Source organism: Blastomonas sp. 34TW, assembly GCF_059803595.1.
In genome coordinates this window covers 88,986-111,320 of sequence record NZ_JAPFGW010000013.1, presented here as the reverse complement: position 1 = coordinate 111,320, position 22,335 = coordinate 88,986, and the positions used below count along the sequence as shown (strand labels likewise).

The window sequence follows — 22,335 nt, the reverse complement described above, 5'->3', positions numbered from 1 at the left end:
TTCATTTCTCCAGGGAGGACAGGGATCAGGTGGCAGTCTGGCCGAAACGCTGGCGTGCATAGGGGTGCGAGCTGGTGAGGCCGCCGTCGACGACCAGCGCATGGCCGTTGACATAGCTGGACCGATCCGACGCCAGGAACAGCGCTGCCTCGGCAATCTCGTTCGGCACGCCGCCGCGCTGCATCGGGTTGAGCTGGCCGATCTTGTCTTCGAAGCCCTTTTCGCGCGCCTTGCTATAGATGAACTCGGTCATGCCGGTCTCGATCAGGCCGGGGCAGATCGCATTACAGCGCACGTTGCTGCCGGTGAGCTGCTGCGCGCCGATGCGCACCAGGTTGATCACGCCCGCCTTGCTCGCGGTATAGGCGGGGCCACCCGCGCCCGAACGGAGCCCCGCGACCGAGGCGGTGCAGATGATCGAGCCGCCGTTTCCGGCATCCGCCATGGCCTTGCCTGCATGCTTGATCGCAAGGAACGGGCCGATCAGGTTGATCTTCAGGATGCGCTCCCATTCCTCCACGGTCTGGTCGAAAATGCCCTCGAACCCACCCGAGACGCCCGCATTGGCGAAAAAGACATCGAGCCGACCATGCAACTCGAGCGCCTTGGCAACCAGCATCTGGACATCGGCTTCGCTGCTGGCATCGGCCTGAACGGCGGTGATGGCATCGGGGTTCTGCGCGGCGGTGTCATCCTGCTTGCCGGTAATGTCGGTGGCGATGACCTTTGCGCCATGCGCGGCGAACAGCAGCGAACTTGCCCGGCCAATGCCGCTGCCCGCCCCGGTAACGATTGCAACCTTGCCCTGCAAATCCATGGAATTTCCTCTCGCTTTCGTTTTGCGCGACTTAAAGCGCCGCTGCTATGGATGTGCCGCCGTCGATCACGATCGACTGGCCGGTGATATAGGTCGACGCATCCGATGCCAGAAACACAGCTGCGCCTGCAATCTCGTCGGGCTGGCCGATGCGGCGCAGCGGAGTGATCCGGCGGACATAGCCCATCACCTTCTCGTCCTCCCACAGCGCCCGGGCCATGTCGGTCTGGATCAGCCCCGGCGCGATGCAATTCACGCGGATCGCGTCGGGTCCCAGCTCATAGGCGAGGTTGCGCGCCAGCTGAAAGTCCGCCGCCTTGCTGATATTGTAGACGCCGATACTGCCCGATCCCTGCATCCCGCCGATCGACGAGATGATGATCACCGATCCCTTGCCCGCAGCCTTCATGTCGGGCAGCACCATCTGCACCAGCCAGTGGTTGGACAGGATATTGTTGTCCATGATCTTGCGGAACTGGTCGTCGCTGATCCCGCCCATCGGCCCGTAATAGGGGTTGCTGGCGGCATTGCAGACGAGGATGTCGACCGGCCCCAGCTCGGCCCGGGTGCGATCGACGAGGTTCTGCAGGTCTTCCTTGCGCGAGATGCTGGCGGCAACAGCAATCGCGGTGCCTTCGCCAAACTCGCTATTGAGTTCGGCAGCGACTGCATCGCAGGCGTCCTGATTGCGGCTCGAGATCGCGACCTTCGCCCCGTGAGCGGCATATTTGCGCGCGATCGCCGCGCCGATCCCGCGCGAGGAGCCAGTGACGATCGCGACGCGCCCGGTCAGATCGAAGCTGCGATCGCTCACTGTGCGCCGGCTTTCTTGGCATATTCCCACGCCGCCTGGGCGAGCGGGATGACGCGCTGCGCCATCTGCGCGGCCTGCGCGCTCGATGCGGTGCCGTCGATCACGCGTTTCTTGATGCCCTGCAGGATCGCGGCGATGCGGAACTGGTTATAGGCGAGATACCAGTCCATGTCCGGGACCTCGTCCAGCCCGGCCTTCTCGACATAGCGCGCCAGCGCCTCCTCGAGCGTCGGGATGCCCAGCGCCTTGGTGTCGACACCGAGCAGGCCGTTGCGGCCCTCGGCAGGCTGGACCCAGCTCATCAGGAAATAGCTGAGGTCCGCAATCGGATCGCCCAGCGTCGAGAGCTCCCAGTCGAGCAGCGCGATGACCCTGGGCTCGTCATGCGCGAAGATCATGTTGTCGATGCGGAAATCGCCGTGCGCGATGCCGAAGCCGCGCTGTTCGGGCACGGTCTTTTCCAGCCACTCGATCAGCTGGTCCATTTCCGGAATCGTCTCGGTCTCGGAAAGGCGATACTGCTTGGTCCAGCGCGAGATCTGGCGCGCGCAGTAATTGCCGGGCTTGCCGTAGTCTTCCAGGCCGATCGCGGCGGGATCGAAGCTGTGCAGATGCGCCAGCGTATCGATCATCGCGTTGTAGATCGCGGTGCGCTGTTCGGGGGTCTTGCCGGGCAGCGTGCCGTCCCAATAGCTCGCGCCATCGGTGAACGCCATCACGTAGAACATCGATCCGATGACCGAGTCATCCTCGCACAGCCCGAACTGGCGCGAGACAGGGAAGCCCTGATCGTAGAGCGCGGCCTGGACGCGATATTCGCGGTCCACAGCATGCGCCGAGGGCAGCAGCGGGCCGAAGGGCTTGCGCCGCAGCACATAGGCCGCTTTCGGCGTGGTCACCTTGTAGGTCGGGTTCGACTGGCCGCCCTTGAACTTGGAAAGGGTGAGCGGGCCTTCGAAGCCTTCGACATTGCCCTCGAACCAGCGGGTGAGGCTCGCTTCGTCGAGCCGGTCCTGTTCGGGCACGTCCATCGTGCCGGTCATCGTCGCCTGCGCGTCGATCTGTTCCATCAGATTCTGTCCTCACCCAATTCAATTATAGACGATGACTGACCGCGCAGAATCACCGACCCTGAGCGCGTCGAAAGCCTCGTTGATGCGTCCCAGCGGCAAGCGTTCGGCAATGATCGTGTCGAGGTCAAGCATTCCGCGCATGTAGAACTCGACCAGGCGCGGGATTTCAACCGGAAAACGATTGTCGCCCATCAGCGAGCCCTGCAGCTTTTTGCCCTGCAGCAGTTCCATTGCCGACAGGCCGACCTTCTCGGCGAGCGGCATCATGCCCAGGATTGTCGCGGTGCCGCCGCGCCGGAGCACCCTGACCGCCAGATTGGCCGACGCCGGACGACCCACCGCTTCGATGGCATGGTGCACGCCACCCTTGGTCAGTTCGATCACCTGTTCGGCCGCGCCATCGGCGCTCGAATCGATGCAATCGGTCGCGCCCAGCTTCTCGGCGAGCGCGCGCTTGTCGGCCACCGGATCGATCGCGATGATGCGGCCCGCGCCCGCGATCTTGGCTGCGTTCACTGCCGCCAGGCCGACGCCGCCGCAGCCGACGATCGCGACCGTCTCGCCCGGCGTCACGTCCGCTGCGTTGAACACCGCGCCCGCGCCCGTCGTTACCGCGCAGCCGATCACGCAGGCTCGGTCGAGCGGCATGTCGGGGTTGATGGCGACACAGGCGTGCTCGTGGACCAGCATCTGTTCGGCATAGGCGGACAGGTTGAGGAGCTGGTTGACGGGCGCGCCGTCGAGGCTGAGCCGGGGGTGCTGATGGGGAGCGCGCTTGGTATCCTGGCCGATGCACAAGGCCATGCGCCCGGTGACGCAGAATTCGCAATGGCCGCAATAGGCGCTGAGGCAGGTGACCACGGCATCGCCGGGTTTCACCGTGGTCACGCCATCGCCGATCGCCTCGACAATGCCGGCAGCTTCATGGCCGGGGATGAAGGGCAGGGGGGCGGGATAGCTGCCATCGACGAAATGCAGGTCGGATCGGCACACCCCGGTCGCCGCGGTGCGGATCAGCACCTCGCGCGGGCCGGGCTTGTCGATGGTGACGTCGCGGATCTCGAGCGGCTTGCCCGGTTCGAAACAGATGGCAGCTTTCATGGGTCTCTCTCCATTGCTCCTCGCCCCTTCAGGGGAGAGGAAACGAAGCCTTGGCAGCTTGCTGCCTAGGCGCAGTTGGAGAGGGGATGCGGCCTAACGCACGCTTGCCCCTCTCCCTGCTCCGCTAAAGCAAAACTTTCCCTCTCCCCTGAAGGGGAGAGGGCCTGATCGTCAGCGCGCTACGCCCAGATCGCCCGAGGTGAAGCCACCCTCGGCATCGTTGGCGCCATGCTTGCCCATTTCGAGCCGTGCGATGGTGCGGTTGTGCACCTCGTCCGGACCGTCGGCGAGACGCAGCGTCCGCATGTGCGCATAGGCCTTGGCGAGGCCGAAATCCTCGCTGACGCCCGCGCCGCCATGCGCCTGGATGGCATCGTCGATCACCTTGAGCGCGATGCGGGGAGCGGCCACCTTGATCATCGCGATCTCGGCCTTGGCGTATTTGTTGCCGACCTTGTCCATCATGTCCGCCGCCTTGAGGCAGAGCAGGCGAGTCATCTCGATATCGATGCGCGCTTCGGCAATCCGCTGTTCCCAGATCGAATGCTCCGAAATCCGCTTGCCGAACGCAACGCGCGACTGGAGGCGGCGAACCATCTTGGCCAGCGCCTCTTCGGCGACACCGATGGTGCGCATGCAGTGGTGGATGCGGCCCGGTCCAAGGCGGCCCTGCGCGATCTCGAAGCCGCGGCCTTCCCCGAGCAGCATGTTGCTCGCCGGGATGCGCACGTCCTTGAGTTCGATTTCCATATGGCCGTGCGGCGCATCGTCATAGCCGAACACCGGCAGATGACGCAGGATGTTCACGCCGGGCGCGTCGAGCGGCATCAGCACCATCGACTGCTGCGCGTGGCGCTTGGCCTCGAAATCGGTCTTGCCCATGACGATCGCGATCTTGCAGCGCGGATCGCCCGCACCCGACGACCACCATTTGCGGCCGTTGATGACATATTCGTCGCCCTCGCGGCGGATCGAGGTTTCGATATTGGTCGCATCGGACGAGGCGACCTGCGGCTCGGTCATCAGGAAGGCCGAACGGATCTCGCCGTTCATCAATGGCTTCAGCCACTGTTCCTTGTGTGCAGCGGTGCCATAGCGGTGCAGCACTTCCATGTTGCCGGTGTCGGGCGCGGAGCAGTTGAAGATCTCGCTCGCCATCTCCACCCGGCCCATCTCCTCGGCGCACAGCGCATATTCGAGGTTGGTGAGACCGGGACCGTCGAATTCGAAGCTGTCATCGACATGCGGCAGGTTGGGGTTCGATGGCGGCATGAACAGGTTCCAGATACCGGCAGCCTTGGCCTTGGCCTTTTCGTCCTCGATGACCTGCAGCACCTTCCAGCGGCCGCCCTCGGCCTGCTGCGCGTAATAGTCCTTCACGCGCGGGCGGACATGCGCTTCGATATGCGCGCGGACGCGGTCGCGCCAATAGGCCTGGCGTTCGGTAAGGTCAAAATCCATGGCTCATCTTCCTTTCGTGAAACTCATCAGGGTTGGGCGATCTGGGCCAGGCGCGCTTCGTGATCGGCGCGGCCCAGGGGAAAGCGGGTGAACAGCCAGGCGCAGACGAGGCCGATCAGCGTGGTGGCAATGGCAAAGGTCAGTGCGAGCCGGTCGATCACGTCCGGCGCGACCTGGCCCGGCTGGGCATTGTCGGGGAAGCCGGCAATGGCGAGGATCAGCGCCGAGGCGAGGATACCGAGCCCGCCGATGCATTTCTGCATGAAGAAGAAACCGGCAAAGAAGATGCCTTCGGTGCGCTTGCCGGTCTCGGCCTCGCTCGCGTCGGTGACATCGGCGATCATCGAACTGATCATCATCATCGCACAGATGCCGAAGGTGATCGAAAGCGCGATCAGCGACAGGATCAGCACCGTTGCCATGCCGCCCCCGGTAGCAGGGAACAGCCCTGCGAGCCGCAGCCAATAGGGCGCGGTGGCAAACATCAGCGACAGCAGCGAGGCGATCGCGGCGGTCCGCGGCTTTTCGAGCCGGCGCGAGGCGGGGCCAACAATGAAAAAGGCGACCGCGACCCCCAGGAACAGCACGAACGGGTAGATGTTGAACACGCTCTGTTCGAATTCCCAGACGTACAGCATCAGATAGTTCTGTAGCGCGAAAAACAGTCCCTGATTGGCAAAGGCGCACATTCCGGCGGCGAGCAGCAGCTGGAACGGCTTGAAGCGCAGCGCGGCAATGAAGTCCCTGAAACCGTGTGAATGCGCGGCGGGGGCATCGGTATTGGGGTGCGCGAGCAGCCGGTGCGTGCCCAGCGCCGAGACCACTACCGAAACGATCATCACCACCGATCCGACCAACGCATAGCGGTGATAGCCATTGGGGTTGAGCACGCCATTGTCAAAACCCGGCTCGGGCACCAGCAGCAGCGCGTAGGCCGCGTAGAGCATCACCAGCCCGCCCATCCAGCCGAACAGGAAGCGGTAGCGCAGCACTTCGGTGCGCTCGTGATAATCGCGGGTCATCTCGGGCAGCATGGCGAGCGCCGGGACCTCATAGGCCGAGAACGAGAAACGCACCGCCATCGCCACCGCGATCAGGTAGAAGAACAGCGCGCCATTGCTCCATTCGGGCGGATTCCACAGCAGCAGCCATGACAGCGCGATCGGCAGCGCTGCGCCGTACAACCAGGGATGGCGGCGACCCCAGCGGCTGCGCGTCGCATCCGACCGGTGGCCGACAAAGGGATCGAAGAACGCATCGGCCACCAGCGCCAGCGCGACGGCGAGGCCAACCTGCTCGGCGGGCATGCCGATGACCTGGTTGAAATAGATCAGCAGGAAGACGGCAAAGCCGTTGTCCTTGATGCCATAGGCGACCGAACCGAATCCGAAGGCGAGCTTGGTGCCCATCGACACCTTTTGCGCGGCCGCAGGCAGGGGAGGGACTCCAGCAACGGTCATGCGATGGAGCTGCGCCCGCCGCCGAGCAGCCCGTCCGCCCGGTGCCGATGCACCTGCGTTGCGATGGCCGGTATGGCCCGCTGCATTGATTCTCTCCCGTTCGTGTCCTTGGGCCAATACCATATGGCAGCTACCGTAAACGTCAACTGCCGTGAGGGTGACGTTACGGCATCCGGCCTAGGATTCAACAGGCTTGCAGCCGCCTTGCGTCCACCATAGACTGGCCCGCGACGGACGGTTTTGGCCGCAGGAAAAGCTTCCCGGCCCCGCCCTTTGGGACCCTATTGGGAATACAGGCGCAGAGAGGATGACGATGAGCGATCTCGATCAGTTCAGGACAGAAGTGCGCGCATGGCTGGAGGAAAATTGCCCCGCCGAAATGCGCGAGCCGGTGCGCGGCGATGACGACGTATGCTGGGGCGGACGCAACTGGCAGTTCAAGAACGAAGCGCAGAAGCTGTGGCTCGAACGCTGCGTCGCCAAGGGCTATACCGTGCCCGACTGGCCCAAGGCCTATGGCGGAGCGGGTCTGACCGCCGCCGAGACCAAGATCCTGCGTCAGGAAATGGCGCGCATCGGCGCACGTCCGCCGCTGTCGAGCTTCGGCATCTGGATGCTCGGCCCCGCGCTTCTGCATTTCGGTACCGAAGAGCAGAAGGTGCATTATCTGAACCAGATCGCGCGCGGCGAAATCCGCTGGTGCCAGGGTTATTCTGAGCCGGGTTCGGGATCGGACCTCGTCAGCTTGCAGACCTATGGCGAGGACAAGGGCGATCACTGGGTGGTAAACGGCCAGAAAATCTGGACGAGCTATGCCGACAAGTGCGACTGGATCTTCTGCCTGGTCCGCACCGACAAGACGAACAAGTATCAGGGCATCTCGTTCCTGCTGTTCGACATGGAGACGCCCGGCGTCACCACCAAGCCGATCAAGCTGATCAGCGGCAATTCGCCGTTCTGCGAGACCTTCTTCGACAATGTCGTGGTGCCCAAGCACCAGATTGTCGGCGAACTCAACCGCGGCTGGGATGTCGCCAAGTATCTGCTGGGCCATGAGCGCGAGATGATCTCGGGCGGGGGTCTCGGCGATGGCGCGCCTTCGCTCGGCGCGCAGCTCAAGAACTCGATCGGCACCAATGGCCTCGGTCAGCTCGACGACGGCATCCTGCGTGCCGAACTTGCGCAGTTCGATGTCGATGCGCTGGCGTTCAAGGCGATGGCCGAGCGCTTCGGCGACGAGATGAAGGCGGGCAAGGGCCATCCCGCCCAGCCCAACATGATGAAATACGCCGGGACCGAACTCAACAAGCGTCGCCACGAGCTGGTGATGGCGGGCAATGGTTCGGACGCGCTCGAATGGGAAAGCGAAGCCAGCAAGGGCGGTGCCAAGGCGCGCAACTGGCTGCGCACCAAGGCGAACAGCATCGAGGGCGGCACCAGCGAGGTGATGCTCAACGTCATCTCCAAGCGCATCCTGGATTTGCCGGGGGCGTGAACCGCCCGTAGCCCTTTTTGGTCGGTCCCCTGCGGAGGCAGGGGTCCATCTCCCCGAGCGTGGCACTTGGTGCACCGGCAGGAGATGGGTTCCCGCCTTCGCGGGAAACCGATGATCAGAACACAGCGAGATAATCCCATGCCCATGTTCCTCAACGAAGACCAAGCCATGCTGCGCGACAGCGCGCGCGAATTTCTAAAAACCGAAGCCCCGGTCGGCCATATGCGCAAGCTGCGCGACGAGGGCTGCAAGGACGGTTTCCGCCACGCGCTGTGGAAGCAGTTCGGCGAGATGGGCTTTACCGGCATCCTGATCGGCGAAGACGATGGCGGGCTTGGCCTGGGCCATGTCGAGGCCGGCGTGGTGCTCGAAGAAATCGGTCGCAATCTGTCGCCTTCGCCGTTCCTGACCACGGCGGTCGCGGGCGTGTCCGCGCTCAACCATGGTGGCCAGCACCTCAAGGACAAGTTCTTCCCCGGCATCCTCGCGGGCGAGACCGTGCTGGCGCTGGCGATCGACGAGCATGCCAAGCATCGCCCGGCGCAGATCGCGACCAAGGCGGAGAAATCGGGCAACGGCTTCAAGCTCTCTGGCAAGAAGCAGTTCGTCGTACAGGGCGCGAGCGCCGACGCGCTGATCGTCGCTGCCCGCACCGCCGGAGCTCCGGGCGAGACCGACGGGATCACGCTGTTCGTCGTCGACAAGGACGCTGCCAACTTGGGCGTCGACAACACCCGGCTGGTCGACAGCTCGATGGCCGCGCATGTCACGCTCGACGGTGTCGAGGTCGATGGTGATGCGGTGATCGGCGAGGTCGATCAGGGCTGGCAGGTGCTTACCGCGCTGCTCAAGGCGGGGCGCGCAGGTTCTGCCGCCGAGCTGGTCGGCGTCGGATCGGGCGCGATGGACATGACCGTCGATTATCTCAAGCAGCGCAAGCAGTTCGGCCGTCTGATCGGCGAGTTCCAGGCGCTGCAGCACCGTGCGGCGCACCTCTACAGCGAGATGGAAATTGCCCGCGCCGCCGTGCTCAAGGCGCAGCAGCTGCTCGACGAGGGCCAGGACAGCGCCGACATCTTCGTGTCGGTCGCCAAGGCCAAGGCCGGACGCAGCGCCAATCTGGCGGTCCGCGAAGGCGTGCAGATGCACGGCGGCATCGGCATGACCGACGAATACGATATCGGCTTCTACATGAAACGCGACCGAGCGCTCAACGAGTTCATGGGCGATGCGAACTTCCACGCAGGCCGCGTGGCAGAAATCTTCGGATATTGATCAACCTCTAGCCCCTCCCCTTGAGGGGAGGGGTTGCGGTGGGGAATTCAAGGGTGGCGCAGCTATGCCCCCCCCAGCCCCGCCCCCAAAAGGAGAGGGGAGTATTTGCATGGCACTCGATCCCGAAATTTTCGACGCGCTGCTAGAGGGCGTCCGCCGCTTCGTTGCCGAACGCCTGCGTCCGCTCGAAGCCCAGGTTTCCGAAACCGACGAAATCCCCGACGATCTGGTGCAGGACATGCGCGAGCTTGGCCTGTTCGGCCTGTCGATCAGCGAGGATTATGGCGGTCTCGGCCTCAACATGGAGGAGGAGGTCCGCATCGCCTTCGAACTCGGGCGTACGTCGCCCGCGATGCGCTCCACTTTCGGCACCAATGTCGGCATCGGCAGCCAGGGGCTGGTGATGGACGGCAACGAGGCGCAGAAGGCGAAGTACCTGCCGCTGATCGCCAGCGGCGAGATCATCACCTCGTTCGCGCTGACCGAGCCCGATGTCGGATCGGACAGCGGCTCGGTCAAGACCCGCGCCGAGCTCGATGGCGACGCCTATGTGCTCAACGGCTCGAAGCGTTACATCACCAATGCCGACAAGGCTGACCTGTTCACGGTGATGGCGCGCACCGGCGGGCCCGGACCCAAGGGGGTCACCGCGTTCCTGGTGCCGCGCAATCTGCCCGGCCTTTCGGTCGGCAAGCCCGAGCGCAAGATGGGCCAGCAGGGCGCGCATGTCTGCGACGTCAATTTCGACAATGTGCGCGTGCCCGTGGAAAATCGCCTGGGCGCGGAAGGTGACGGCTTCAAGGTCGCGATGCGGGTGCTCGATCGCGGGCGGCTGCACATTTCGGCGGTGTGCGTCGGGGCGGCCGAGCGGCTGATCGCGGACAGCATCGCCTATGCCAGGGAGCGCCAGCAGTTCGGCAAGCCGATCGCCGAATTCCAGCTGATCCAGGCGATGATCGCCGACTCGGTGGCCGAGTGCAAGGCGGCCAAGGCGCTGGTGCTGCAGACCGCCAGGGCCAAGGACCGCGGCGAGCGCATCACCGAGGACTGCGCCTGCGCCAAGCTGATCGCTTCCGAGATGGTCGGCCGCGTCGCCGACCGCGCGGTCCAGATCTTCGGTGGCGCGGGCTATATCGCCGACTATGGCATCGAACGCTTCTACCGCGATGTCCGCCTGTTCCGCATCTACGAGGGAACCAGCGAGATTCAGCGGACCATCATTGCAAGGGAAGCCTTGCGTTCGGAGGGATGAACATGAGCATTGAAAATCTGTTTTCGGTCAAGGGCAAGGTGGCGCTCGTCACCGGTGGCTCGCGCGGCATCGGCAAGATGATCGCACAGGGCCTGATCGCCGCTGGCGCCAAGGTCTATATCTCGGCGCGCAAGGCCGCCGCCTGCGATGCGACCGCCGAGGAGCTGGGCCCCAACTGCATCTCGCTGCCCTGCGACGTCTCCAGCGTCGAGGGCGCACGCCAGCTCGCCGCGAATCTCGCCGAGCACGAGAGCCGCCTCGACATTCTGGTCAACAATGCCGGCGCTGCCTGGGGTGCAGAGTTCGAGGATTTTCCCGAAATCGGCTGGGACAAGGTGATGGACCTCAACGTCAAGTCGCCCTTCTTCCTGACCCAGGCGCTGCATGGCCTGCTCAAGGCCGGTGCCAGCGCCGAAACCCCGGCCAAGGTGATCAACATCTCCTCGGTCGATGGCATGCGGGTCAATCCGTGGGAAACCTATAGCTATCAGGCGAGCAAGGCGGCTCTGATCCAGCTTACCAAGCGCATGGCGGTCCGCCTGCTGCGCGACCATATCTATGTCACCGGCATCGGCCCCGGCGCGTTTCCGTCGGACATGAACAAGGCCGCGCGCGATTATGGCGACAAGGTGGCCAGCGGCATCCCCAACAAGCGCGTCGGCGACTGGCAGGACATTTCGGGCGCGGTGATCTTCCTCGCCAGCCGCGCGGGCGATTACGTCATCGGCACGACCATCCCGGTCGATGGCGGCATCGTCAATGCTTCGGTCCCGCAGGGTGGTTACGATCCCGAAGGCCATTGATCGGTCCCGACAGGACGTAAAATCACGGCGCGCGCACTGGTTGCGCGTGCCGTTTTCATGCACAGTGCCTGGAAATATTCATGGGGAGCTGTGTGATGGGAATGCGCAACGTGGCGATGGCAATCGGCCTAAGCATGGCAGTTGTTGCGACCGGTCCGATCGCCGAGGCGCAATCCCGCAAATCCTCTCCCTCACTCGGCGGATCGATGAAGAGCCTGCTTGGCAATGCATCGGACAGCGCGCTCGATCAGCTCGGACAGCCCGGTGCCTTCTATGCGGACCAGGCTGTGCGCATCCTCCTCCCCGGCCCGCTGCAAAAGGCGACCAAGCTGATGCGGCTCACCGACCGGGCGGGCATCACCAACAATCTGGTCAAATCGCTCAACGATGCCGCCGGGCTTGCGGCGCAGGAGGCCAAGCCGGTGTTCCGCTCGGCGATCGATTCGATGACGCTGGCCGATGGCGTCGGCATCGTCGCGGGCGGCGATACCGCAGGCACGCAATATCTCCGGCGCACCTCGGGCGAGGTGCTGCGGCAGAAAATGCGGCCGCTGGTGAGCAATGCGCTGGGCCGGACCGGCGCTTTCAAGCAGCTCGACAGTCTTGGCAGCAGCGGTACCGGCGGGGTTCTGGGAGCGCTGGCAGGCGTCGATCTCAGCCGCGACGGCCTGATCGATAGCGTCACCGACCAGGCAATGTCGGGCATCTTCACCTATATCGGACGCGAGGAAGCCAATTTCCGGAAGAACCCGCTCAAGTCCGGCAAGAAGTTGCTCGACCGGGTGATGTAAGCTGCCTCAGGGGGCGGGCGCGTTCATCAGGTCGCGGACATAATCGATCAGCCCGGTCTGGCGCGCGCGGCGCATCCGTTCCGAGTTCAAAATCTGGCGGACCTTGTCGAAACAGCTTTCGACATTGTCGTTGATGACGACGAAATCATAGCCGTCCCAATGGCTGATCTCGTCCTGCGCGCGCGCCATGCGCCCGGCGATCACCTCTTCGCTGTCGGTGTTGCGGCTGCGGAGGCGGCGGTGCAATTCCTCGAGCGACGGCGGCAGGATGAACACGCGCACGACATCGCCCTCGGCGCGCTGATACAGCTGTTGCGTACCCTGCCAGTCAATGTCGAAGAGGAAGTCCTGCCCGTCGCGAAGACCCTGTTTCACCTGGGCCTTGGGCGTTCCGTAATAATGCCCGAACACCTTGGCCCATTCGAGCAATGCGTTTTCCTCGACCAGGCGATGGAATTCGGCCTCGTCGATGAAATGATAATCCTTGCCATCGACCTCGCCGGGGCGCGGCGGGCGCGTGGTTACCGACACCGACAGTGCGATATGTCCGTCCTGCTCGAGAAGCATCCGCGCGATGGTCGATTTGCCCGCGCCAGATGGCGAAGACAGGATGAAAAGCAGGCCGCGGCGGGCAAGGGGGGCTTGGATAACGGTGTTGACCATGGCGGCTCATGGCCAAAGCCGCCGCCAAAGGTCAACCAGTTTGTGTGTTACAATTCGGCGCTCACGCCTTGGGCAGCTTGCCCTTATCCTTGCGCTGGTCATAGACCGCCTTGGCAAGCAGCGCTCCGCCGACGAGCAGCGCACCGGGAACCGAGCGGGTGGCAATGCGCGCGGCAATGGCGCCCATGACCGTGCCGCCGAACACCGTTGCGGCAATCTGGCTGCGCGCCTTGGCACCGATCATGTTGCGCACCAGCTCGTCATTGGCCGCTGTGGTGATCAGGCGGCTCGCGCCATTCCAGGCACCGACCGTCCAATGCGGGCGGGCGGCGGGTGGCGCAGCGGTGACGCCGGTCCCGTCGACCGGTGCCGGTGCGTTCACCACCGGCGCGGTGCTTGCAGGCGTTTCGGGGGTGGACGGGCTGTTGTTCACGGGGTTGGTCATGGCACATCCATAGCTGATTTGGGCTCCGACCTCAAACGCCTGCCGCCGCAGGAGCGTTCCCGCAACCAGTCAGCGACCGATCATGTCCTGCGGGCGGACACGCGCATCGAACGTCGCCTCGTCGACCAGCCCCAGTGCCAGCCCCGCCTGCTTGAGCGTCAGCCCGTGCTCGTGCGCGTGCTTGGCGATCTTCGCGGCATGGTCATAGCCGATAACCGGGGCAAGCGCGGTGACGAGCATCAGCGAGCGATCCACCAACTCGGCGATCCGCGACTCGTTGGCCTTCATCCCCTCGACGCAGCGCTCGGCAAAGCCCTCCATCCCCGTCGCCAGTAGATCGATCGACCGCAGCACGTTCGCGCCGATCAGCGGCTTGAACACGTTGAGCTCCATATGCCCCTGCAGCCCGCCGATGGTGATCGCCTGATGGTTGCCCATCACCTGCGCTGCCACCATGGTCAGCATCTCGCACTGGGTCGGATTGACCTTGCCAGGCATGATCGAACTGCCCGGCTCGTTGGCGGGAAGCTCGAGCTCGCCAAGGCCCGAGCGCGGGCCCGAGCCGAGCAAGCGGATATCGTTGGCGATCTTGGTCAGCGCCACCGCCAGCGTATTGAGTGTGCCCGACAAGTGCACCAGCGGGTCGTTGCTGGCCAGCGCCTCGAAGCTGTTCTCCGCCGGGTGAAAGGGATGGCCGGTGATCTCGGCGATCGCCTCGCACATCGCCTGCGCGAAGCCCTTGGGGGCATTGAGGCCGGTGCCGACCGCGGTGCCGCCGATCGCGAGCCGATAGGTGCCCGCCACTATCGCCGGTTCGATCCGTCGTCCGCAGCGATAGAGCTGGTTGGCATAGCCGGAAAATTCCTGGCCCAAGGTCAGCGGAGTCGCGTCCTGCAAATGGGTGCGCCCGATCTTGACGATATGGTCCCAGGCAGCCGCCTTTTCCGCCAGCGCAGCCGTCAGCCGGTCGAGGGCAGGGCGCAGCCGCGTCTGCACCGCCAGGCTGGCCGCGATATGGATCGCGGTCGGAAAGGCGTCGTTCGACGACTGGCTCTTGTTGACATGATCGTTGGGGTGCACCGGCGCCTTGCCGCCACGCTGGCCGGTCAGCAGCTCGTTGGCGCGGCCCGCGATCACCTCGTTGACGTTCATGTTGCTCTGCGTGCCGCTGCCGGTCTGCCAGATGGTCAGCGGGAACTGATCGTCGAGCGCACCGGAGGCGACTTCGGCCGCCGCGTTCTCGATCGCATCGGCGAGCTCTGCGGGCAGGCCATGGTCGCGGTTCACGCGCGCCGCCGCCTGCTTGACCACCGCGAGGCCATGCACGATGCCGATCGGCATGCGCTCGTGCGGCGCGAAGGGGAAATTCTCGAGGCTGCGCTGCGTCTGAGCGCCCCAATAGCAGCTCGCCGGGACCGCGATCTCGCCCAGCGAGTCGCTTTCGATGCGGGTATCGATGTCTGTCAAAGGCCCTGTCCGTGAAAGGCGGCCCTCAAAGCCGCTATTTGCGCTTGCCGAAATCCACGCTGACGACGTTGGATCCGTCGCCATCGCCGCCGGGATGATCATTTTCCGCCGCTTCGTACGGCTCGGGCGGAGGCGTATCGCCCGAAACCTGGAACTGCAGGCCGAAATCGACCGCCGGGTCGACAAATGCGGTGATCGCACTGAACGGGATGAACAGGTGCGCGGGCACGCGGTTGAAGCTCAGCCCCACCGAAAAGCCTGTCTTCTCGACCTTCAGGTCCCAGAATTTCTGCTGGAGGACGATCGTCATCTCGTCCGGGAAGCGCTCGACGAGATGGCGCGGAATGTCCACGCCGGGCGAGCGCGTCTTGAACGTGATGTAGAAATGATGGCTGCCGGGGAGACCATTCGATTCGACTTCGCCCAGCACGCGGCCGACGACTGCGCGCAGGGCTTCCTGGACGATCTCGTCGTAGGGAATCAGGCTGTCGGGCGCATCGTCACTCATGCCCAATTTGTTGGACCGACATTCGTTCAGGGTCAAGGCGCTAATGGCCCGCACGACAGCACGCTGCAACAAGTGGCAAAAATGTTGCGCGTCTCCGCAAGCTGATTATAGGGCGCAGCATGCGCACCGCCCGGATAGAACGCAAGACCCACGAAACCGACATTTTCGTCGAGTTGAACCTCGATGGGACAGGCCAGTTCGACGTGTCGACCGGCATCGGTTTTCTCGATCACATGGTCGAGCAGTTCTCGCGCCATTCGCTGATCGACCTGACCTGCCGGATCAAGGGCGATCTGCATGTCGATCAGCACCACACGACCGAGGATTGCGCGCTCGCCATCGGCCAGGCGCTCACCCAGGCGCTGGGCGACAAGGGCGGCATCGTCCGCTATGGCCATGCCTATTCGCCGATGGACGAGACGCTGAGCCGTGTCGCGGTCGACATCTCGGGCCGACCCTATTTCGTCTGGAAGGCGGGTTTCACGCAGCCGCGCCTGGGCGAGATGGATACCGAGCTGTTCGAGCACTGGTTCCACTCGATCGCACAGACCGCAGGGCTGACGCTGCATATCGAGCTGCTCTACGGAGCGAACAACCACCATATCTGCGAGAGCATCTACAAGGGCTTTGCCCGTGCGATGCGCGCCGCGGTCGAGATCGACCCGCGCAAGCAGGGCGCGGTGCCCTCGACAAAGGGCATATTGGGTGGCTGATCGGGTCGCGCTGATCGATTATGGCGCGGGCAATCTGCACAGTGTGCACAATGCGCTGAAGGCCGCCGGTGCCGCCGATATCGCGGTGACCGATGATCCCGCGCTGGTGCGTGCGGCCGACCGCATCGTCCTGCCCGGCGTCGGTGCCTTTGCCGCGTGCATGAACGGGCTGTCCGCCATCCCCGGCATGATCGATGCGCTCGAAGACCGGGTGCGCGGCGACAGGGTGCCGTTTCTCGGCATCTGTGTCGGCATGCAGCTGCTCGCGACGCGCGGGCTCGAGCATGGCACGCATGCGGGGCTCGGCTGGATTGCGGGCGAAGTGCGCGCGATGGACGCGACGCCATCGATCAAGGTCCCGCATATGGGATGGAACGATGTCACGCCCTCGGATGGCGCGCCCCTGATTGTGCCGGGCGAGGCCTATTTCTTGCACAGCTACCATTTTGCCGCTGCCGATGCTGATGATGTCGCCGCCGTCACCGATCATGGCGGCCCGGTGACCGCCGCCGTCGCGCGCGGCAACATCCTGGGCGTGCAATTCCATCCGGAAAAGAGCCAGGCTTATGGCCTCGATCTGCTCCGCCGCTTTCTCGACTGGACCGTGTCATGAGCATCATCGTCTTTCCCGCGATCGACCTGAAAGGCGGCCAGGTGGTTCGTCTTGCCGAAGGCGATATGGACCGCGCGACGGTCTATGGCGACGATCCCGCAGCCCAGGCGCAGCTCTTTGCGGAAGCGGGTGCCCAGCATTTGCACGTCGTCGATCTGGACGGAGCCTTTGCCGGTGAAGCGGTCAACCGCAGCGCGGTGGAATCGATCATCAAGAGCTTTCCCGGCTATCTCCAGCTCGGCGGCGGTATTCGCACCCGCACCGCTGTCGAAGGCTGGTTCGACCTCGGCGTAGCTCGCGTCGTTATCGGCACGGCGGCGTTGACCGATCCCGAATTCGTGCGCGACATGGCCAAGGCCTATGAGGGTGGCATCGTCGTTGCGGTCGATGCGCGCGACGGCATGGTCGCGACGCATGGTTGGGCCGATGTCTCCGACGTTCCCGTCGCCGACATGGCGCGCCGTTTCGAGGACGCCGGTGTCGCCAGCCTCCTCTTCACCGATGTCGGGCGCGATGGGCTGCTCAAGGGGTGCAACATCGATGCGACCGTCGCACTCGCCCGCACCACCGACATTCCGGTGATCGCCAGCGGTGGGGTGAAGGGGCTCGACGACATTCATCTGCTCAGTCTCCACGCCGAAGACGGCATCGAAGGCGTCATTACGGGCCGCGCGCTCTACGATGGCCGCCTCGATCTCGCCACCGCGATCGCCATGGCGTCGCGCGGATGAGCGTTCGCGTCCGCGTCGTCCCCTGTCTCGACGTCGCCAATGGCCGCGTGGTCAAGGGCGTGAACTTCGTTGATCTGCGCGATGCGGGCGATCCGGTCGAACAGGCGCGCGCCTATGACGCCGCCGGGGCCGACGAGCTATGCTTTCTCGACATTTCGGCAAGCCATGAGGCGCGCGGGACCATCATCGATGTCGTTCGCCGAACTGCCGAAGTCTGCTTCATGCCGGTCACCGTTGGCGGAGGGGTGCGCAGCGCCGAGGATGCCCGCGCGCTGCTGCTCGCCGGGGCCGACAAGGTCGCGGTCAACAGCGCGGCGGTGTCGCGCCCCGAGGTCGTCGCCGACATCGCCGAGCGCTTCGGCAGCCAGTGCATCGTCGCTTCGATCGACGCGCGCCGCCGCGCCGACGGCCAGGGCTGGGAAATCTTCACCCATGGCGGTCGCAAGGAAACCGGCATCGATGCGATCGAGCACGCGTTGAAGCTGACCCGGCTTGGGGCAGGCGAGCTGCTCGTCACCTCGATGGACCGCGACGGCACGCGCGACGGCTATGATCTCGAGCTGATCCGCACGATAGCCGACCAGGTCGATATCCCCGTCGTCGCCAGTGGCGGGGTGGGGCATATCGGCCATCTGGTCGAAGGCGTGACCCAGGGCCATGCCAGCGCGGTGCTTGCAGCATCGATCTTCCATTTCGGCGAAGCCAGCATCGCCGATGCCCATCGCGCGCTGGCCGAAGCCGGATTGCCTGCGCGATCGCACTGATTTTACAGCTTTTGCAGTGTAGCTGGCCAAAAATGCTGGCCAAAAATAGCGCGGCGAATTTTGGCCAAATCTGACCCATTGGTGCGTTGACGCCATATAGAACAAAATGCGAACACAGCGCATGCCGCGTCGACGATTCGCCATCATCACCTATGACCCAGATCGGATCGAGCAACTCAGCCCGCAAGCGGAAGGGCTGTCGGTGTCGTGGATCATCATCAAGGCACTCCAGGGATATGACTGCCCGAAGGAGCGCGGAATCATAAACATCACATTATTGGATAAGCTACCGACGCGCCCACCCAACTCTAAACTGGTCACTTCGCGCTCCAACGCTGATGCGCCGAAGCGATCTTGATATGGTACTGGTTCTTCTGGAAGCCGAGGCCGTTATAGCCCTTCGCGAACGGAATACAGTCGGCAGATCGGTTGCTGATCAGGCGCAATTCATCGGCCAGGAAAGAGCGTTGAATGAAGGTTGCAAAGGCCTTCAGATGCTCCGCCTCGGACACCTTCATCGCGTCCCAGAACGCCTCGACCGTGGCGTAGCCGGCAAGCTCGTGATTGAAGCCCATGATCTGCGCGCCGCCCACCGAAGCCGAGCGCAACGCCGCGCGGCGATCCAGCTGCATCGCCCGGTGCAGGCGCAGCCATTCGGCCTGGCCGCCGACATAGAGCGCGCGGTTCCACTTCGCCGATGACAGATTGGGATGCGATGCTCTGAAGCGCCCACCGGTCTCACGATCGAAGACATGCGCCTCGAACAGGATCTTGGGCAGATCAGGCCCGTCGATAAAGCCACCGGGACCATCGGCGGCGAGGATGTCGGCCCGAACATCGCGAAACCAACCCCCACCGCTCTCGACTTCCCACACCGCACGGATCTGCGCCACGGTGCATTTGAGCGTGGCAGCCGCATTGGCAAAATCGGCTGATGTCAGGCCAATCTTTTCGGCTTCGATCCTGGCCACCCCCAGGCTGTCGAGCAGCGTGTCGATCTGCTCCACCTCGTTCTGGTTGAACGAGGCTCCGGCGCGCGCAGCGCGGATGGCTGCAAAGATCGGTTGACGGCTCATGCGTCGGGCGACCTGGGCGGCGCAGGCTGCTTCCAGTAGCGCGCAACAAGTGCGGCGAACATCAGCAGCACGGTGATGAGGTCGTTGAGCCAAGGCGGCAGCATGCTTCGAAGGCTGGGCGGCACCGATTGCCAGAATGCCACCAGTGCCTCGGGCGAGGTCAGCTGCAGCGTCTGAAGCGCCAATGCCAAGGCGAGCAAGCGGACAGACCACCAGCGCCACCAGTCGCGAGCGTCATCAACCATGTTGTTGCGGACGAAAGAAAGGATGCGGTCAAACATGGGCTGACCTTACGTCGTTGGAGGCTGCTTTTTCCCTGTGAGCCATCTCACCCCCAATCCCGAATACTCAAGCCCCAGCGGGTGTCCTCGGGCTCTTCGCGTTGATAAGGTTCTAGCCGCTGAAACAGGCCATAATGGAGATGCGAGAACCGCAGGGTATCGTGCCCCTCCACGATCAACAATGGAGAGCTCTCGCCGACCACCATCACGATCTGCCAGAGCTCTTCCACCTGTTCGTCCGTGAGGCCAGACAGCGTGAAGAGATAGGACGAAACGATTGCGCCTTTGCTGATGCCGAAACCACCATCGACCAGCTCGGTCTTCTTCGAAAGATCCAGTGCGACGCGCCCGGCCCGATATTCATAGGGCCTCTCGATTGCGCGACCGACCAGGACGACGCCGGCTTGGAAGGGATTTGCACCGCTGACCTGGTTCACCGTGATGCGCAGATACCTGGTCGAAACAGGCTCATCCAGGCGAAGGAAACCGTGCTGCCGTGCCCCGATTGAGCCAGGCACTCGCAATGGTCTGACACCAGCTATCAGGACTAGGCCAGCCCCGCCAGAACTGGTCATGGTCGCGACGCTCCACGTTGCGTCGGGCGTGGCGTTGGTGAACCCCAGGAAGATCGTGTCGATCGAGACCGGACCGCCGAAGTCGACATCGATCGCCGAGCTGCCGACTGCGCTGGCACGCCACACTTCTCTCGGCGACGGACTGAGAAGATTGGCAACGCCCGTACCATTGTTGGACGCGATCGCCGCAATGGCCAATGGCGCGAGAATGCCGATACCGGTCGTCATGCCCCAACTCCCATTGGGCGGAGCACCGTCAATCTGGTGACCCCGCTGTCTTGCTCCTCCGCGCCGATTACCAACACAGCCGGGCCATCGGCATACCCAGCGCGATCACAGGCAATCCGCTGGCAAGTGCCGAGCAAATCGACACGCTCGCCCGCGATTTCGATAACCTCCTCAGCAAGCGGTTGACCCAGAAACTGAAGTTGCCGATCCGATTCAGCGGCAGCGTCCGTCGCCGCAGCGATGGGGGAGAGAACCTCGCTCTCAATGGAAACATCGCCCCAGCTCGCCCGCAAAGCCGCATCCTCGGCCTGCGCGTAGATCGCGCGGCCTGCCAGCCATTCCGCAACAGTGGACGGGACAAGGCTCACGCGGCCTCCAGCGAGGCAATGCGCCCTTCGAGGCTGGAAATTGCTGCCGCCTGCGAAACGATCATCACCTCCTGCTCGGCCTGGGTCTTCGCCAGCACCGCGATCATCCAAGAATGAAGCTGGTCGGGCCGCACGCCGTGGCGGTCGCCCGCTTCCAGCGTGACGCGGGTTTCGCCGGTCGGCTGCATCTCGGTTTCTTCATAGGCCTCGTCGACCTCGACCATCGCAGGCTGGCCAGTGGCGGGATCGAGAAGCGTGCTGGGCCGCATCACCTTGCGCGTCTTGGTGACGGTGACTTCGGCCATCACCGGCTCGGTCTGCTCCTCCCACTGGTCGTAGCAGCACCAAGCGTAGCGCTGCCAATCCAACCCTTCGTCTTCCAGGATTGCGAAAGCCCGCTGCGCCCTGACACCGAAGTGCAGTCGCGCGCCATCCTCGCCCTTTTCGGCGACTGCATCGTTCCACTGATAGATGCCCAGTTCGCCGATGATCCGCTTGGCCGCGCGCAGCTCGGCGGCGTTGAGTTCGCCGCGCCAGTGCTTCTCGCGCTCGTCGGATGTGACCGTGGGCGATGCCGCGAAGTACGAATTGTTTATGCGCAGAGAGGCACTCGCCAGATTCTGGGCCGCGTCGGAGCCGGGGAGGATGTGCCCGCTCGGGTCAATCGACAAGCGGCGGTTCGAGCCGACACGAATCTCAAAGCCGTCGTTGCTAACGCCGGTGACATAGGGGTTGATCGTGACGGTATTGCCGCCGGCAAAATCGCCGGTGAGGCTGAGAGCAGTCACTCCCCCAGGCACTGCGACCGAAAGTCGAGATGCAGGCACTGTCGTCCCAATACCGACGTTGCCCGTCCCTTTAATCCGCATCACTTCCGTGCCACCCGACAGCTCGAAGGCCATGTCACTGACCGCAGTTGCTGCGTGGTTGTGGTAAACGCGGATGGCGCCAGTGCCGCCCGTTCCGCCGCCGGCGTTCAGATAACCACCAATTGAAATCGCAGTGCTCGAGGCGGTTACCGAAGTCGTGTTGAAGGTCGCGGCGTAAACGTCGCTGCTCATTACGGCCAGCTTTGCGTTTGCCCCCAAACTAGCATTGCCGATGCCGAGATTGCCGTTGCCGTCGATGATCACTCTTCCGACACCGCCGGTTGCGATCCCAAGGACGTTGCTGCCTGCCCGATAAATACCAGTGTCCTGGTCATTGACGAACCGAAACGCCGGCGTCGCGGCAGAGCCGTCCGGGAACAGGCCCGCGCCAATGCCGTCGCGAACGAAGGCAAACGATCCAAGTAGGCTGTTCGTCGCAGCAAGCAGGTCGCCGACTGCCCCACGGAAAGGCTGGATCTGGTAAGGCTGGCCTGTCGCGGTTGCTCCCAGATACGGGGTGGCAAGCGTCATCTGTCCATTTGCAGGAACGTCGATGATCTCATAAGTGCGGCCATCGGGGCCATCGAAACCTTGGCCGATCAAGTCCTGCGCACGCCAGTTCGTGCCAGTGCCGACGACGGTGGCGCTACCATTGTTGACGGCGACGGTGCCGGTGCGGATCCAAGCCATAA

At 63.9% G+C, this 22,335-nt stretch carries 24 protein-coding genes; 9 read left to right on the top strand and 15 right to left on the bottom strand.

Annotated elements, in window-relative coordinates:
* Nucleotides 1–25 precede the first annotated feature (25 nt).
* From OPU69_RS16200 to OPU69_RS16175, 6 genes are all read right to left on the bottom strand, one after another.
* Complete coding sequence (locus tag OPU69_RS16200; RefSeq protein WP_060976954.1) at nucleotides 26–817, bottom strand: SDR family NAD(P)-dependent oxidoreductase; 792 nt, start codon at nucleotides 815–817, stop codon at nucleotides 26–28.
* A 31-nt stretch (nucleotides 818–848) separates the two neighbouring features.
* Nucleotides 849–1,631 (bottom strand): SDR family NAD(P)-dependent oxidoreductase, encoded by a 783-nt coding sequence (locus OPU69_RS16195; RefSeq protein ID WP_060976955.1) that lies wholly within the window; start codon nucleotides 1,629–1,631, stop codon nucleotides 849–851.
* Nucleotides 1,628–2,701 carry a phosphotransferase family protein gene (locus OPU69_RS16190; protein ID WP_498512462.1) on the bottom strand — a complete coding sequence of 358 codons (1,074 nt, stop codon included), beginning with the start codon at nucleotides 2,699–2,701 and terminating at the stop codon, nucleotides 1,628–1,630. The genes OPU69_RS16195 and OPU69_RS16190 overlap by 4 nt, the downstream gene beginning before the upstream one ends.
* Before the next feature lie 21 nt (nucleotides 2,702–2,722).
* Nucleotides 2,723–3,805 carry a Zn-dependent alcohol dehydrogenase gene (locus OPU69_RS16185; protein ID WP_498512460.1) on the bottom strand — a complete coding sequence of 361 codons (1,083 nt, stop codon included), beginning with the start codon at nucleotides 3,803–3,805 and terminating at the stop codon, nucleotides 2,723–2,725.
* 171 nt (nucleotides 3,806–3,976) lie between these two features.
* Nucleotides 3,977–5,266 carry an acyl-CoA dehydrogenase family protein gene (locus OPU69_RS16180; protein ID WP_498512458.1) on the bottom strand — a complete coding sequence of 430 codons (1,290 nt, stop codon included), beginning with the start codon at nucleotides 5,264–5,266 and terminating at the stop codon, nucleotides 3,977–3,979.
* A 26-nt stretch (nucleotides 5,267–5,292) separates the two neighbouring features.
* Nucleotides 5,293–6,726 (bottom strand): MFS transporter, encoded by a 1,434-nt coding sequence (locus OPU69_RS16175; protein ID WP_498512456.1) that lies wholly within the window; start codon nucleotides 6,724–6,726, stop codon nucleotides 5,293–5,295.
* Between the two features lie 313 nt (nucleotides 6,727–7,039).
* Here OPU69_RS16175 and OPU69_RS16170 point away from each other — a divergent pair, with 313 nt between their 5' ends.
* The 5 genes from OPU69_RS16170 to OPU69_RS16150 all read left to right on the top strand — a co-directional run bounded on the left by OPU69_RS16170 (nucleotide 7,040) and on the right by OPU69_RS16150 (nucleotide 12,342).
* A complete protein-coding gene (locus tag OPU69_RS16170; RefSeq protein WP_498512454.1) occupies nucleotides 7,040–8,221 on the top strand; it encodes an acyl-CoA dehydrogenase family protein in 1,182 nt (393 codons plus the stop codon).
* A gap of 138 nt (nucleotides 8,222–8,359) precedes the next feature.
* A complete protein-coding gene (locus tag OPU69_RS16165; RefSeq protein WP_498512452.1) occupies nucleotides 8,360–9,496 on the top strand; it encodes an acyl-CoA dehydrogenase family protein in 1,137 nt (378 codons plus the stop codon).
* Between the two features lie 109 nt (nucleotides 9,497–9,605).
* Nucleotides 9,606–10,748 carry an acyl-CoA dehydrogenase family protein gene (locus tag OPU69_RS16160; RefSeq protein WP_060976961.1) on the top strand — a complete coding sequence of 381 codons (1,143 nt, stop codon included), beginning with the start codon at nucleotides 9,606–9,608 and terminating at the stop codon, nucleotides 10,746–10,748.
* Nucleotides 10,749–10,750: 2 nt separating this feature from the next.
* On the top strand, nucleotides 10,751–11,551 hold the full coding sequence (locus OPU69_RS16155; RefSeq protein ID WP_060976962.1) for an SDR family oxidoreductase: 801 nt from the start codon (nucleotides 10,751–10,753) through the stop codon (nucleotides 11,549–11,551).
* 134 nt (nucleotides 11,552–11,685) lie between these two features.
* Nucleotides 11,686–12,342 carry a DUF4197 domain-containing protein gene (locus tag OPU69_RS16150; RefSeq protein ID WP_498512449.1) on the top strand — a complete coding sequence of 219 codons (657 nt, stop codon included), beginning with the start codon at nucleotides 11,686–11,688 and terminating at the stop codon, nucleotides 12,340–12,342.
* Between the two features lie 6 nt (nucleotides 12,343–12,348).
* On the opposite strand, the gene gmk is transcribed toward OPU69_RS16150, so the two are convergent.
* From gmk to OPU69_RS16130, 4 genes are all read right to left on the bottom strand, one after another.
* On the bottom strand, nucleotides 12,349–13,005 hold the full coding sequence (gene gmk / locus OPU69_RS16145; protein WP_060976964.1) for a guanylate kinase: 657 nt from the start codon (nucleotides 13,003–13,005) through the stop codon (nucleotides 12,349–12,351).
* A 61-nt stretch (nucleotides 13,006–13,066) separates the two neighbouring features.
* Nucleotides 13,067–13,450, bottom strand: coding sequence for a hypothetical protein (locus OPU69_RS16140; RefSeq protein WP_498512447.1), 384 nt, complete (start codon nucleotides 13,448–13,450; stop codon nucleotides 13,067–13,069).
* Nucleotides 13,451–13,519: 69 nt separating this feature from the next.
* Entirely contained in the window at nucleotides 13,520–14,917 is a 1,398-nt protein-coding gene (fumC, locus tag OPU69_RS16135; RefSeq protein ID WP_498512445.1) for a class II fumarate hydratase, read from the bottom strand.
* A 34-nt stretch (nucleotides 14,918–14,951) separates the two neighbouring features.
* Complete coding sequence (locus tag OPU69_RS16130) at nucleotides 14,952–15,425, bottom strand: SspB family protein (RefSeq protein ID WP_498512443.1); 474 nt, start codon at nucleotides 15,423–15,425, stop codon at nucleotides 14,952–14,954.
* Between the two features lie 119 nt (nucleotides 15,426–15,544).
* Between OPU69_RS16130 and hisB the strand changes: the two genes are divergently transcribed.
* Genes hisB through hisF form a run of 4 tightly spaced genes read left to right on the top strand, consistent with a single transcriptional unit; the run spans nucleotide 15,545 to nucleotide 18,246 of the window.
* On the top strand, nucleotides 15,545–16,138 hold the full coding sequence (hisB, locus tag OPU69_RS16125; RefSeq protein ID WP_060976967.1) for an imidazoleglycerol-phosphate dehydratase HisB: 594 nt from the start codon (nucleotides 15,545–15,547) through the stop codon (nucleotides 16,136–16,138).
* Nucleotides 16,131–16,751 carry an imidazole glycerol phosphate synthase subunit HisH gene (gene hisH / locus OPU69_RS16120; protein WP_498512440.1) on the top strand — a complete coding sequence of 207 codons (621 nt, stop codon included), beginning with the start codon at nucleotides 16,131–16,133 and terminating at the stop codon, nucleotides 16,749–16,751. The genes hisB and hisH overlap by 8 nt, the downstream gene beginning before the upstream one ends.
* Nucleotides 16,748–17,482 carry a 1-(5-phosphoribosyl)-5-[(5-phosphoribosylamino)methylideneamino]imidazole-4-carboxamide isomerase gene (gene hisA / locus OPU69_RS16115; RefSeq protein ID WP_273303936.1) on the top strand — a complete coding sequence of 245 codons (735 nt, stop codon included), beginning with the start codon at nucleotides 16,748–16,750 and terminating at the stop codon, nucleotides 17,480–17,482. The genes hisH and hisA overlap by 4 nt, the downstream gene beginning before the upstream one ends.
* A complete protein-coding gene (gene hisF, locus OPU69_RS16110) occupies nucleotides 17,479–18,246 on the top strand; it encodes an imidazole glycerol phosphate synthase subunit HisF (protein WP_498512438.1) in 768 nt (255 codons plus the stop codon). The genes hisA and hisF overlap by 4 nt, the downstream gene beginning before the upstream one ends.
* A gap of 317 nt (nucleotides 18,247–18,563) precedes the next feature.
* On the opposite strand, the gene OPU69_RS16105 is transcribed toward hisF, so the two are convergent.
* Genes OPU69_RS16105 through OPU69_RS16085 form a run of 5 tightly spaced genes read right to left on the bottom strand, consistent with a single transcriptional unit; the run spans nucleotide 18,564 to nucleotide 22,333 of the window.
* Nucleotides 18,564–19,322: an N-acetylmuramidase family protein gene (locus tag OPU69_RS16105; protein ID WP_498512436.1), complete on the bottom strand. Its 759-nt coding sequence runs from the start codon at nucleotides 19,320–19,322 to the stop codon at nucleotides 18,564–18,566.
* Nucleotides 19,319–19,603, bottom strand: a complete 285-nt coding sequence (locus OPU69_RS16100) for a DUF7940 domain-containing protein (RefSeq protein ID WP_498512434.1) — start codon at nucleotides 19,601–19,603, stop codon at nucleotides 19,319–19,321. Before OPU69_RS16100 ends, OPU69_RS16105 begins: the two co-directional genes overlap by 4 nt.
* Before the next feature lie 47 nt (nucleotides 19,604–19,650).
* Entirely contained in the window at nucleotides 19,651–20,406 is a 756-nt protein-coding gene (locus tag OPU69_RS16095; RefSeq protein ID WP_498512432.1) for a hypothetical protein, read from the bottom strand.
* Nucleotides 20,403–20,774: a hypothetical protein gene (locus tag OPU69_RS16090; protein WP_498512430.1), complete on the bottom strand. Its 372-nt coding sequence runs from the start codon at nucleotides 20,772–20,774 to the stop codon at nucleotides 20,403–20,405. Before OPU69_RS16090 ends, OPU69_RS16095 begins: the two co-directional genes overlap by 4 nt.
* Nucleotides 20,771–22,333: a tail fiber domain-containing protein gene (locus OPU69_RS16085; RefSeq protein ID WP_498512428.1), complete on the bottom strand. Its 1,563-nt coding sequence runs from the start codon at nucleotides 22,331–22,333 to the stop codon at nucleotides 20,771–20,773. Before OPU69_RS16085 ends, OPU69_RS16090 begins: the two co-directional genes overlap by 4 nt.
* Nucleotides 22,334–22,335 lie beyond the last annotated feature (2 nt).